Origin of the sequence: Amycolatopsis sp. NPDC059657 (assembly GCF_042734395.1) — a bacterium.
GTDB lineage: Bacteria > Actinomycetota > Actinomycetes > Mycobacteriales > Pseudonocardiaceae > Amycolatopsis.
Genome location: NZ_JBHWEB010000006.1, coordinates 126,682 through 139,810, shown reverse-complemented (window position 1 = coordinate 139,810; position 13,129 = coordinate 126,682). Strand labels below are relative to the sequence as shown.

Here is a 13,129-nt window from a genome sequence, read left to right as displayed (position 1 = left end):
CAGGTCAGATTTCGACGGCATCGGCGTAGACGAGCCTGGTTCCCCCGTGCGAGAACCGTTCCCGTTCCTCGACGATCAACCGCATCGGTGCGCTTCCCCGCGCTGCGGGCAGCGTTACCTTGCCGCTCCACGCTTCCCCGCTGCGCACAAGGTCCGTTGTGGACACTGTGCGCCAGCCGAGAGGACCCATCGGTTTCGGATCGGCGACCTGAACGGCCACGGTCACCACGGCCGATCGGCCGCCGCCTGCGGAGTACGTGGTGCCTGCCAGGGTGAGCGTCATCCCGGCCGGTTGCCCCGGTGTGCTCACCATGCTCAACGCGCGATCGGGGCTGAGCTGGGCGAATTGGGCGAGCACCACGGGGGAAAGCTCGACCCCGCTGAGCGAGTCCGCCTGGAACCGCGCGAACGCGAAGCGCACGAACGGGGTATAGGCGGCACCCTCGGTCACGGTGACATCGCAGTACCAGAGCCCGCGGCCCTCGTCGTAGCCCACTCGGTGCGGGGCGACGGCGACGGTCTGGGTCAGTTCGGAAAGCGTCTCGGACTCCGCAAGCCGGTAGCCGGGCTTGGCGTTCACAGCGAGCGGGAACTCCGCCATTCCCGGCGTGCCGGGGACGCGGGCCGAGGCGAACAGCGGATCTTGGGCGCGCAACGTGACGTACTGACGCAGACGCGGGTCCATCGTGCCCTTGCCGTCGAAGAGCACCACACCCAGTTGTTCTCCCTCGCCGGAGGAATACCACGGCCTGCGCAGGTAGACCCGGACGCCGTTGCCGCGGCGGGTGCTGGCGACCCGGCCGCCGTCGGTCCCTCGTTCCCAGCCGAAGGTCGGGACCAGGTAGGCGATATCGGGAGCCGAGGGCCGCGCCGACGACCGGAGATTGAGCACGATCGGCTGCTGCGCCTCGGTGTTGCCCCTGGTGATCGATCCAGGGACGAAGGACGCCGTCACCGTCGCGCCGTCCGCGATGGCCGATCCCTTCGCGGTGCGGGCCACCGTCCCGGCGGCGACGTCGGCCACGTAGTCGCCGCCGGTCTCGTCGTCCTTGCCCGTTCCCGGCTGGTAGGTCTTCCCGCTCTCCGGATCCGTGAGCGTCACAGAGCCGGCGCCGACAGCGCCGTCCGTCAGCTTCACCGGGGTCGTCCCCCGCAGTGTGACATCCTTGCGCTGCACGAAGAACTCGGTGAACCGCGAGGCCGCGACAGCGCTGTAGGTGATCGTGCGGTGCTTGGTGTCGTGGAACTCGTGCAGCTCGCCGAGCTCGAGTTTGTCACCCTCGTCGGAGCCGCCGTTCGCGGTCAGCCTGGCCACGTCCAGACTGCCGGTCAGCGTCCCCGGTTTCGGCTCCCCGAGCACGTCGGTCGGTTCGGTCCAGTCGGCGAACACCGCCAGCGAAGCGGTGCTCTGCCGGTCGATGCCCACCACGTCGATCAGCCGCGCGGTGGTCTGCCCCGGCTGCCGGACCAGTATCGGCTTGTCGAACGACGGCGGCCGGATCGGCTGCCTGCTGGCGTGCACCAGCCCCAGCTCCACACTCGGGGTGAGCTGCCACAGCTGGCCCTTGACCGCGAGTTTCCGCAGTTCCGCGACGGGGATGTCGCTGGACCGTCCACTGCGGACGAACCAGTCCCATACGCCCAGCTGGGCGAGTTCGGCGTCGGCGAGCCTGCTGGACACCCCGACCCGCGCGGTGCGTCCGGGCGGCATCAGTACCGTCAGTTCCCGCGCCGCCCTGTTGTAGTCCGGCCGTCCGGTGCCCGCCTTGAGCCGGATCCGGAACGGCACCCGGGCCGGCCACTCGAACAGGTCGTCGAAGTCCACGGTGAAGACCTCGTCCGGGCCGAGGCCGGGCAGCCCGGTGAAGGCCGCGCCACGCGAGAGCACGTCCGCCAGGTACGGGACATCGAGAAGGCGGTCGGGGTAATAGCCCTCACCACCCCAGCCGTCCGGATCGCTCTTCCCGGCGGCCGCGAGATCTCCGGCGTCACGGCGGACGATCTCGCGGTAGGCCAGCGTGTCGATGCCGCCGGGGTTGAGCACCGAGGGCGGCACGTCGTACCTGCCGTGCTGTTCGGCCATCCGCTGCCCGGTCCGGCGGGGCACGACCTGGCGGCGGTTCTCCTCGCGCGCCGGGGCGTCGTAGTTGCCCCTGATCACCATCAGGTGCACCGACTCGGCCTCGGTGCGCGGAGCGGTCGGCAGCAGCAGTGGCGACGGCACCGGTTCGAACCGCAGATAGCGCATCAGCCGGGTGGCCGAGCTGAAATCGTTGGGCGGGAGCGTGTCGAGTCCGTGGCTGTTTCCGGCGATGTCCACCACGCGGGCGCGGAAACGATAGTCGCGGCCGTACCGGAGTTTCGGCAATCCGGAGGGCCGGAACGAGGTCGCCATCCGGATCGGCCCTGACGCGGCACTGTCCGGGCCCACCGTGACCGTCTGCCCGTTCGCGGTCTCCTCCGTGCTGCCGGGGCGGTTGGCGACCAGGCTGTACCCGCTCCAGCGGAACAGCGACTCGTGCAGGTACACCGTCGGATCGCCGTCAGGGCTTTGGGTGTGCGCGAGGGTGAGCACGCCCTCGTCGTCCGCGGTGAAGGTGAGCCCGTCGAAGGTGTAGGTGCCCGCCCTGCGGCACAGGCTGAACCATTTCTTGGCGGTGTCGTCCCAGACGTCGACGCGGATGCCGTGGGTCAGGTCTTCGGCGCTGAACGGGTTCGCGGCCAGTGACAGCGCGCCGGACGCGCGCTGGGCGTTCGTCTTGACCCGGTTGTACAGCTGCTCCGCCCTGTCCCGTTGCACCACCGAGAAACCGTTGCTGCGCAAGGCGGGCAAAGCGGCGGTCTCCCGCCCGGGGTCGGGCTGCAGGTTCACGCCCACTCCGCTGCCCGGCGCGTTGCTGTACTGGGCGTTCCGGTCCCGTTGCTGGTAGGTCTGGCTGAACGTGGTGAGCACACCCGCCGACGCGTCGGCGTCGACCTCGACGAGGTCGTAGCGGGTCGTGTCGTCGAGCCGCAGCAGGCCGCCGCGCTGGGTGTCACCGCTGGGCTTGGCCCGGAACTCCGACGCCGTGTGGATCGCCGACACCTGCGGGTAGACCGATTCGTAGGGTCCGTTACCGCCGGACCAGGTCACCTTCAGCCCGAGTACGACGTCCGGGCCCGGCGCCGGGATTCCGGCGGCCGCCGGGTCGACACTGAGGTCGACGATCAGGCCGAGCGCGCGCTGCAGCTTCGGGTACTGCGCGAACGAACTGAGCGCGACGTGGAAGTCCATGTCCTGTGCCGTGGCGAGATGAGTGCCGTGCGCGGTCAGTGAGCGCGCGCCCCCACCACGCGGGTTGCTGTTCGCGGAACGGCTGTGGAACACCTCGGCCAGCAGGAAGTCGACCTGGTCGGCGTCGAAGTAGTAGTGCCCGCCGGGAAGCTCGCCGCTGAGCGGGCCACCGGCGAAGAAACCGTCTTCCCGTAGCCGGATGTCGATCAGGGCCATCGCGCGCTTCTTATCCACAGTGGACAGGTGCAGCGAGTTGGCCGGGTGGTAGCCTCCGCCACCACCGCGGCGCCCCTCCCCTTGCGGGGCCCGTTCGTAGACCGTCGGCGGGCTGGTGGGATTCTCGGCCAGCGTGGTGATGTGCTCGATCGCGGCGATGTCCCTCGCCCGCGAGCTCGGCCACGACCTGATCACCGGCAGGTTCGCGGCGAGCGTGCTCGCCCGCGCGCGCAGGTCGGTCTTCACCGTGACCGGTGTGGTCGTGGAGAACAGCGCCTTCCACAGATCGAGGCGCGGCGCCGGACTGTCCACTGTGGCCGGTACCGCCGCGCCGCCGAAGGTCACCTCGAACCGGGGGCGCTCGGCCGGCCAGGTGAGCCACTCCGGGTAGGTGCCGAGTGTGCCGCCACCGAGCAGGCGCGGCGAGATCAGTACCGAAAGCCGGAGCTTTCCTCCCGCGTAACCGTTCGGCACCGGCGTCCAGGTGATGCGTGACACGGCCATGTCTCTCTCGTTCCCCTCAGGCCGCGAAGGCCGAGCAGTAGTCGTGCCAGTCGCTCTTGCTGACCAGATCCCCGAAATCACTGCGACGGGGCGTCTCGCCGGCGGCCAGCGCGAAGGTGCTGCCGGACTCGCCACCGGCGAAGGTCTTCTCGACCGACACCGTCACCGACTCGCTGATGAAGAACAGGTCGATGGACACGACCAGGCTGGCGTGCCCGGTGACCACCGACTGCTCGCCCTTTTTCTTCCATTCCAGGTCGAGGTGGAAATGGGCGGCGATGGTGATCAGGCCGAGCACGGACAGCCGCCCGTCCGCGTCCAGGTAGCCCCGCAGCGTGACGGTGTCGTCGCGTTTCTTGGGATCGGGGTCGTTCTCGTCCCCGCGCTCCAGCTTGAAGTAGATGCCCGCGTAGATGCTCAACCGGCCGCTCGCCACGAAGACGTCGAGCGCCAGGCACCCGCCGAACTGCAGCGCCGCCTCGACGACCTCCAGCCGCGGCCTGCTGGAGACCTCCAGCGCGAAGAACCCGCCGCCGCCGAGCCCGTAGATGGTGAGCTCGAACGGCGCGCTCTCGCTGGCGAAACCGAACTTCGCCCGCACCGGCTTGCCGTCGAACGGCAGCACCAGAGCCATGTTGAGCCGGATCCCGGTGAGCATGAACGCGCCGAGTTCGATACCCGGCAGGCCCAGGCTGACGCCGACCCCGACATGGTCGGTGGACAGGTCGATGATCGGCTTGCTCTTCGGGGCCGCGAGCTTCGGGTTCGACGGCGGGGGCGGCGGAGCCGACCCGCCGTCCTTCTTCTTGTCCGAACCGAACGGCTTGGTCAGCCACCGTTGCAGCACGTTGACGAACTCGAACGGGCCCGCGAAGGCGACACCGTCGATATCCGGATCGGGGCTGATCTTGTCGACCGGCTGGTACTTGAACTCGAACTTGGTGAACTTCAGCACCAGGAAGTCGATCTTCTCCGACGGCAGCGCGATCCAGAAGTCGGACACCGTGGCGGTGGTGGTGCTTTCGGTCTTCCTCGTCAGGTAGTCCACCTTGTTGACCACGAGCACGTCGAGCTTGCTGATGGTCTCCTCGCCGGACTGCACCGGCTTCTTGTCCTTGTTCAGCACCACGAACGGGCCGAAGGACTTGAGCGGTGTCCCCCACTTCATGCTCACCTTGAGCCCCGTGGGGTTCATCGAGGTGTCCTGCTCCTTGGGGTTGCCCTTCTTCGGCGGGTACTGAGTCTCCTTGATCAGCTTGACGGCATTGCCCAGCGAACCGTCCGGGATGATCTGCGCCAGGTAGATGCCGCCGAACAACGCGGCCTGGGTCAGGCCGCTGGCCAGATCGCTCTTGGGGAAGTAGTCGCCGTAGGAGACCTTGCCTTCCTGCTGCGTCTTCTCGATGACGTCGTAGCTGCCGCTGAACGGGCCGTGCGTGTTCGACCAGGCACCGATCACCAGGTTCGGCGACAGCACGCCACCGGAGGTCTCGCTGCTCTCCACCGCGCGCGCCACCGGCTGGTACTTCTTCGGATCCGGCTTGTCCTTGGCCAGTTCGGCGACGCCGGGCAGGGTCTTCTGGACCCGCGCGAAGATCTGCGCCTGGTTGCCCGACGCGGCGGCCCTGTTCGCGGTGCCGACCCCCGAACCGAGGTAGATCTTGTCCGGCACCAGGAAGAACGGCTGGCCCGTCCCGATGATCGCGTCCACCGCGGGCGCGGTGATCTGCGCGGCCAGCAGCCTCGGGTAGAACAACGGCGAGTTCACGTCGGCGTACAGCTTCGCGGGATCCGGTTGCTGGCCCGGCTTCAGTGGTGGCAGCACCCCGGGAACGGGACCTTCGACACCCCAGAACATCCGCTGCGTCGGGAAGGTGGCCGTGCCCGGCTTCTCCTCGGGCGCGTAGGCGACTTCCTGGCCTGCCAGTTCGACACGCCGCCGCGGATCCGGCGTCGCCGACACCAGTTCGTCATAGGTGCCGTACCTGGCGAAGATCTTGGTGAACAGATCGTTGCTCTGGTCGGGATCGACCGAAACCGCGTACGGGACGAACGCCATCGGCGTGGTGAAGTCGACCAGCCGCCCGGTGACGTCGAGTGCGCTGACCGAGAACACGACATCGCTGTGGCCGCCGGTGGTGGGCGCGTTGATATCGCTGATCCAGAACGCCTCGCCGTGCCCGGCGACCAGCGCCTCGCGGGTTTCGGGCAGATCCGGCAGCACCGCCGTGGTGATGGTGATCCGGCTGAACGGGAAGGCCCTGCCGCCGAACCGCTGATGCGGGGCGGGGAAGGACTTCACCGGTTCGGAGATACGGATGAACTGCCGCTGCCGCAGATAGGTCATGCCCTGCGCGTCGTCGATGAGCCGCTTGGTCTCGGTGATCAGCCGCGCGCGATGCCCGAACGGGAACAGGAACCCGTACTGCTCGACCACCACCTTGTTGTCGCGCCCCTGCCAGGAATGGTGCTCCCAGCCCGCGACATCGAGCTGGAGCTCGACATTCGCCGAAGCCGCCCACTTCCCGTCGAAGTCCAGTGTCGCACCGGTGGCGCTCAACGCGAGCAGATCCGCCCGCACCGGTGCGCGGACGTCCACGGCGGCGTTGCTGGTGAGATCGACCAGCTGGTCGGGGATGTACCGCCAGGTCGCGGGCGGCTGTCCCGGCTCGGTCGGTTTCGCCGACGGCACCAGGGTCTTGAACAGACCGGCCTCGGTCGCGGTCGGCGTGTCGGCGTGCACCGCCCGGATCGTGGGCGCGGACGGCGGCTGGGCGAACCCGATCACCTCGCTCGGCTTGCCATCGGTGCCACGCTGGGACAGCCGGGTGTGCCACAGCTCGGTGCGGCCCCCGTGCTCGACGGGCTCGATGGCGTGCGCCCAGGTCGCGGACCGTTCAGGGGTCAGGTGCAGCCAGTCGACCAGGAGCAGGTCGGTGCGCAGCTCATCCGGCACCCCCTTGCCCTCGACGACCTGCATGATCCACTGCCACCACCCGAGCAGCCCCCGCTCGCTGTACGGAAGGGACTTGACCGTCTCCGGCACGAGGAACGCGATCCGGCTGGGCCCGACGGCCTTGCCCGCGACCGCCCCCGGCGCCGAGGGCGTCGCACCCTCGTAGAAGGTTTGCTCGCTGATGTGCTGCGCCTCGAACCGCACCACGACGTAGCTGTAGGCCGACTCGTCGATCTGCCGCAGCTGCGGCTCGTCACCCGAGAAATCCGGGCGGAGATTGTAGAAGTCGAAGTCGAGCACCAGCATGTCCTGCGGCCGGACCAGATGCAGGGTCGACGCCGGAGTCGCACTCGCGGTCAGAAAGGACAGCGGGGCGGTCGCGGAGCGCAGCCCGGCGAGCACGAGCGCGCCGCCGCCCGCCAGCAGCACCCCACGCCGCGAGACCTGACGTGTCCACTTCTTCCCTGACTCCACGCTCATGGACCCCTCGCTCATGCCGTTGATCGAATCGGGACAAGCCCCAGCACCGCCGGCGGACACGGTGAAACCGCTTCAAGCCGGCTGGCTCACCTGGCGGACCCTGCCAGTGAATTTCCGCCGCAACAATGCCGCGCGGCGAGGGCTACGCGCTCGGTGCCGAGACTCAGCACCATCGCTCACCGATCACAGCCCACTGGACTGCCCGATCGGGCTTTCTCCCGCCGGGCGCGACCGCTTTCCGCGGATCTCCGGCCACTACCATCTCCGGCATGGACTACGGAACACTTTCGCTCGCGCTCGTCGTGCTCGTCGCCGTCGGCTGGGTCGGCTCGGCCGGGATCCAGCGGCAGGTCGCGAGGGTCGAACGGCGGCTTGCCAGCACGGAGCGGAAGCTGGACCTGATCATGGAGCAGCTCGGGGTCAGCGAAGCTGAAGCCGACATGCCGGAAGTGCTGGCCTTCCTCAGCAAAGGACAGAAGATCCAGGCGATCAAGGCGTACCGGGCGCGCACCGGCGCCGGTCTCAAGGAGGCCAAGGAAGCCGTCGAGCGCCTCGGCTGACGTCTAGCCCGACCAGGGCAGGCGGACCCTGATCGCCCACGGCACGAGTTCGCCGTGTCCGGCGCGTGGCAGCGCGGGAAGATCACCAGGGGCGCTTTCCGGCAGCGGGGCGTTGTCGAGAACCAGATGCGGCTGGCCGAGTGCGGCGATCTCGGGCGTGGCGCTCCGGTCCGGGATGCGCGCGACGATGAAGGTCAAGCCGATGTCCGCCGCGTGCGGGATCGCCTCGGCCAACGCGGCGAGTGGGTCGTGCGCGGGCGCGAAGAGGTCGTGGTCGTCGATCACCACGAACAGGCGCGGGCCGGTCCAGCCGGGGTTGCCCACGCGTTTCCGGAGTGCGCCGAGTACGTCCGAGATCATCTGGGGTGGTGGCTCGACGCCGGTCGACGCGGCGAGCACCTGGTCCGGCGGGAGCACACCGGCGATCGAGTCGTCGCGGATCAGCAGCACCAAGGCGTCTTCCACGGAGAAGCGCCGCGCGATGCCGCGCAGGACGGTACGCAGCACGGTCGACCGGCCGGTGCCGGATGCGCCGAGCACGACCAGGTGGTGGCCGGGTGTGAACGGCAAGCCGACGACGCGCTCGGCTTGTGCTTCGAGGCCTAGCGGCAGCCGGTCGGTCTCGTCGTCGAGTATGCGCAGCTCGTCGTAGGTGAAGACGCCCACCGGCGGGGTCAGCGGCTGGGCGCGCACGGCCGGGCCGCGGACCCGGAAGCGGGCTTCGCGGATGTCCTCTTTGGACAGCCGGGCGACCTGGAACTCGGTTCCGTCGTGGAGGTAGGCATAGAAGAAGTGAGCGCCCTGGTTGGTGATGAGGCGGCGCACCGCGGGCACGCCCAGCGTCCACGCGTCGCCTTGCGCGTCGGGGAAGCCGCTCAGGCTGATCCGGGCCGGGATGCGGCGATGGAGGTCGCTGAACCCGTCGCGACCGTCGGGGTGGGGCGGGCGGCGGTCGGTGAGCAGCAGTGACATCTTGAGCCGCTCGCCGAGTGCGGCCAGGCGGCGCAGGCTGTCGGCCAGCACCGGCACGGCGGCCGTATCGGACCACGCTTGGTCCGCGAACACGACCAGGTGTGGCACAGCGGCGAGCATGCCGGTCTCCCTGACCGCGAGACGGCGCCTGAGCTCATCGTCGAGCAGCGCGGCGAACCGCCGGATGGCCGCCACATCGCGGGTGGCGATGTACTCGGCGGTGTTCGGGAGCGTCGCGAGATCGGCGAGTACGGCCGCGTCGGACTCCATGACCAGGAACTGCACCGTCGCCGGGGAGTGCCGGGCGGCCAGGTTGACCGCCACGATGCGGAGCAGTGTGCTCTTGCCGCAGCCGACGTGGCCGCCGATCCAGGCGTGCCGCCCGGCATCGAGGTAGACGGGTTCGTCGTCCGCGAACCCGATCCTGACGGTGAGCGGTTGCTCTCGAGTGGCGTTGCCGGGCAACGAGAACGCGTCGAACTCGGGGCGCCCGGCATCGAAAGCGATCTGCACCACCCCGCCGCGGTGCGTGCCGTCGAAGCGGGCGCGGCCGAGCGGCGATGGCTCCGGCGGGTGCCATGGGCCGTGGCCGGGTGTGGCCGAAAGCCACGGATCGGGGTGCGGACTCAGCCCGATCCGCAGGACGCCGTCCTGCCGTCGGTCACCCGAGCGCACCGATTCGAGGATGTGCAGCCCGATCGCGGCGCCGTGCGGGATCAGGTCGGCGATCGGCCCCAGTGGATCCACCTCGTGCCGGTCGCAGTCGTCGACCACGACGAACAGTTTCGGTCCCCGCCACAGGTCTCGCGAGCCGAGGCGCCTGAGCAGCTCGGCCCGGAGTGCGCCGACCTGAGCGGAGCCGTCGATGACCAGTGCTTCGCCTGGCCCGTAATGGTTCCTGATGCCTCGGATGATCGTCCACAGTGTCGTCGTCTTGCCGCAGCCCGATCCGCCCACCACCCGCACGTGCGGATCGACGGCGAGATCGAGCCGCATCGTGGCGAGCGATCCGTCGGCGAGCACGCCGAGCGGGATCCCTTCGCTCGCGCCCGGGTCCTGGGCGAGCATTCGGTCGTAAGTCAGCGATTCCGGCCGGAACAGCGGCCGGATCGGGTGAATGTAGTAGAAGAACGTCCGCCCGAACCGCGCGAACTCCTCACGCGAGGTGAGCAACGGGGTGCCGCCGCTCACCGTGGTCAACGGCAGCCCGCTCAGCCCGGTGGGATCGGCGGCGCTGAGCACCAGGTGGATCCCGAGCGGCTCGCGGCCGATGGTCGCCAGCACGCCGAGCAGCTCCGGGTGCTCGGCGACGAGCCGGTCGGCGTCGTCGAACACGAGCACCAGCGCCGGTTCCCGGCTGAAGTCGGTCAGGTGACGCCGTCGCCAGATCTCGTCGTCGAGCGCGCGGGCGAGCAGCGCGCGCCGGTCCGAGGCGTCGGCCACCAGATGCGGCAAGGTGTCGCCGAGGAAGTCGTCGGCGACCGCGAACTGCACGAAGTAGGGCGAGAACCGGTGCGCCAGCCCGGCGACGATCGTCCGCAGCAGCGACGACTTCCCGGCGCCGGTGACGAGCACGTGCGGCGTGACCTTGAGGTCGAGCTCGTGCGCGTGGCCGATCTCCACCCGCAGGAACCACTCAGGCGGAGGCACTGGCCAGCGTGTGTCGTGGTCAAGTGGCCGCGGCACATTACCAGGATAGATGTCGTTGCGGGAGTCGGTTCGGTCCTGCTCGTACATTCGTCCACAGTAGAGCTTCCTATGCCTGAGCTGTCCGCGTTTCTCCGAGAAGGCCGGGGCTTGAAGTCCTCAAGGTGATCGCGAGCGGGCGGGAATATCCGGCAGGTTAGTCACGTATCATGACTATCATGATTCTTGACTAACCTGAGGAGCTTGCCGATGTCCGTCATCGAGATGACGACCTTCACCGTGAAGCCGGAACGCACGCGGGCCATGCTGGACGCCCGCGAGGGCATGGTCGAGGCGTTCCGGGCCGACCGGCGCGGGTTCCTCGCCGCGCGCCTGGTCCGCCTCGACGAGCGCACCTGGCTCGACTTCGTCGAATGGACCGATGACGCGGCCTGGGACGAGTCGAAGTCGAAGGGTGCGAACCTGCCCGCGATCGGGGCGTTCTTCGCCACGATCGACGGGCTGGTCGGCGCCGAGCGCGGGGTGCGCTACGACGACCCGGCGGGCAGGCGGGTCCGCACCGTCGCTTACGGCACGGAGCCTTCGCAGGTCGGTGAGCTGTACCTGCCCGATGGCGACGGCCCGTTTCCGGTCGTGACCGTCGTGCACGGCGGCTACTGGGCCGCGATGTGGGATCGCCGCCAGATCACCGATGTCGTCGACGACCTGGTCGCGGGCGGGTACGCGGTGTGGAACGTCGAGTACCGCCGGATCGGCGAGCCGGGTGGGGGCTGGCCTGGCACCTTCCTCGACATCGCCGCCGCCGTCGACGCGCTCGGCGGGATGGATCCGGCGCTCGACACCGGCCGCGTCGTGGTGCTCGGTCACTCCGCCGGCGGGCACCTGGCGACCTGGGCCGCGCACCGCGCGGCTCTCCCGTCCGAGGCACCCGGCGCCAGGCCCAAGATCACTCCGGTCGGTGTCGTCTCACTCGGCGCGCCGCTCGACCTGCGTGCCGCCGACGCCATCGGCTTCGGCAAGCTGCTCGCCGACGCGGACGCCGAGCCGCCGAAGGACGCGCCGGAGGCGGCACGCCCCGACGTGTGGCCCGCGGTGGCCGAAATGGTGAGCGAAGGGATCACGAAACTGCTGGTGGGTGCCCACTTCGACTGGACGTCACCGCTCGAACTGCCGAGCGCGGGGGTGCCGGTGCTCGTTGTACACGGCACAGCCGACGAAGCCGTGCCTGCCGAATGGAGCCGCCGCTATGCCGAGAAGACCGAAGGCGCTCGCCACCTGGAGGTCGACGGTGGCACCCACTTCGACGTGGTCCATCCGCACCACCCCGTCTGGCCCGCCGTCACGGGCTGGATCGCCGAGGTGATCGGGCGGCTCGACCACGAGGCGATCCTGGAACAGGCGTGGAACGCGCCGGGCACCACCACCGTGGAACTGCCGCCGGTGCGCGTGAACGAGGTGCTGCGCGACCGCTACGACGTGCGGCCGCCGTTCGCGTACACCGGTGCCTTGCTCTGGGACATGGAGACGCGCAAGGCCGCGGCGCCGGACAAGTACATCCCGTCGGCCGTGAAACCGGGCAGCGCCGAGAAATTCCCGAGCACGTGGCATGGCAGGTTCGAGGACTTCACCAGGGTTTCCGAGCAACGGCTATGGGCCGAACCCGAGCGCTACGCGACGATCATCGAGCACGTCCGGCTCGACCACGAGAACCGGCGCGCCTTCTTCGTCGGGGCCGAGCGTTTCGAGGCACCCGACGGCCGGGTGTTCACCTCGGGCGCCGGGCAGCCGATCTTCCACGTCGAGCATTCCGTGACCGGCCCGGAGGACGATCCGCGCAACGTCTGGCGCGTGGCGCACCTGACCTCCGAACGGGATCCCGCACTGGCCGCGGCCTTCGACCGGCTGGCGAACGACCGCTACCTCCGCGATTTCATCGAGATCCATCTTCGTGACGACCTCGGGCGCGAACTCGTCCGCCGCTGACCCGCGGCGGGTGCCCGCTACAGTGACGGCGGAACCGCCGACGACCGCGAGGGGAGCTGCGATGGTCACCCGAGCGGAGCGCAACGCGACCGACCCCGACCTGGGGGTTCTGTCCGGGCGGCTCCTGTTCGCGGTACAGCGCGAACTTTTCGCGACACTCGCCGAGCGGGGCTTCGACGATCTCAAGCCACGGCACGGCGCCGTGCTCGCCTACCTGGATCCCGAAGGCGTGCGCGCGACCGACCTGTCCCGCCTTTCGGGGCAGCACAAGCAAATCGTCGGCACGCTCATCGACGAGCTGGAAGCACTCGGTTACGTCGAACGCACACCCGACCCGAGCGACCGCCGCGCGAAGCTGATCTGCCCCACCGAACGCGGCCTGGCCCAGATGCGCACGGCCGACGCCATCATGTCGGTCATCCAGGCCCGCCACGCGCAACGACTCGGCGACGAGGAGTACACGCGCTTCAAGCGCATGCTCGCCGACATCACCGAGCACCAGCGCGGCGATCACTAGCCGACGAGCGGGTCGTGAGT

General features: G+C 69.3%; 6 protein-coding genes. 3 read left to right on the top strand and 3 right to left on the bottom strand.

Annotated features, from left to right (window positions below):
* Positions 1 to 4 precede the first annotated feature (4 nt).
* On the bottom strand, positions 5 to 3,994 hold the full coding sequence (locus ACFV15_RS05570) for a hypothetical protein (protein WP_378348936.1): 3,990 nt from the start codon (positions 3,992 to 3,994) through the stop codon (positions 5 to 7).
* A gap of 16 nt (positions 3,995 to 4,010) precedes the next feature.
* The gene (locus ACFV15_RS05565; RefSeq protein WP_378348935.1) at positions 4,011 to 7,445 is read right to left on the bottom strand and encodes a hypothetical protein; all 3,435 of its coding nucleotides are present in this window, start codon (positions 7,443 to 7,445) and stop codon (positions 4,011 to 4,013) included.
* A 254-nt stretch (positions 7,446 to 7,699) separates the two neighbouring features.
* On the opposite strand from ACFV15_RS05565, the gene ACFV15_RS05560 reads away from it, so the two are divergent.
* A complete protein-coding gene (locus ACFV15_RS05560; protein ID WP_378348934.1) occupies positions 7,700 to 7,990 on the top strand; it encodes a ribosomal protein L7/L12 in 291 nt (96 codons plus the stop codon).
* A 3-nt stretch (positions 7,991 to 7,993) separates the two neighbouring features.
* On the opposite strand, the gene ACFV15_RS05555 is transcribed toward ACFV15_RS05560, so the two are convergent.
* Positions 7,994 to 10,612, bottom strand: coding sequence for an FtsK/SpoIIIE domain-containing protein (locus ACFV15_RS05555; RefSeq protein ID WP_378348933.1), 2,619 nt, complete (start codon positions 10,610 to 10,612; stop codon positions 7,994 to 7,996).
* A gap of 246 nt (positions 10,613 to 10,858) precedes the next feature.
* On the opposite strand from ACFV15_RS05555, the gene ACFV15_RS05550 reads away from it, so the two are divergent.
* Both ACFV15_RS05550 and ACFV15_RS05545 read left to right on the top strand, forming a co-directional pair.
* Complete coding sequence (locus ACFV15_RS05550; RefSeq protein WP_378348932.1) at positions 10,859 to 12,592, top strand: alpha/beta fold hydrolase; 1,734 nt, start codon at positions 10,859 to 10,861, stop codon at positions 12,590 to 12,592.
* A gap of 61 nt (positions 12,593 to 12,653) precedes the next feature.
* Entirely contained in the window at positions 12,654 to 13,109 is a 456-nt protein-coding gene (locus ACFV15_RS05545) for a MarR family winged helix-turn-helix transcriptional regulator (protein ID WP_378348931.1), read from the top strand.
* The last annotated feature ends 20 nt before the right edge of the window (positions 13,110 to 13,129 follow it).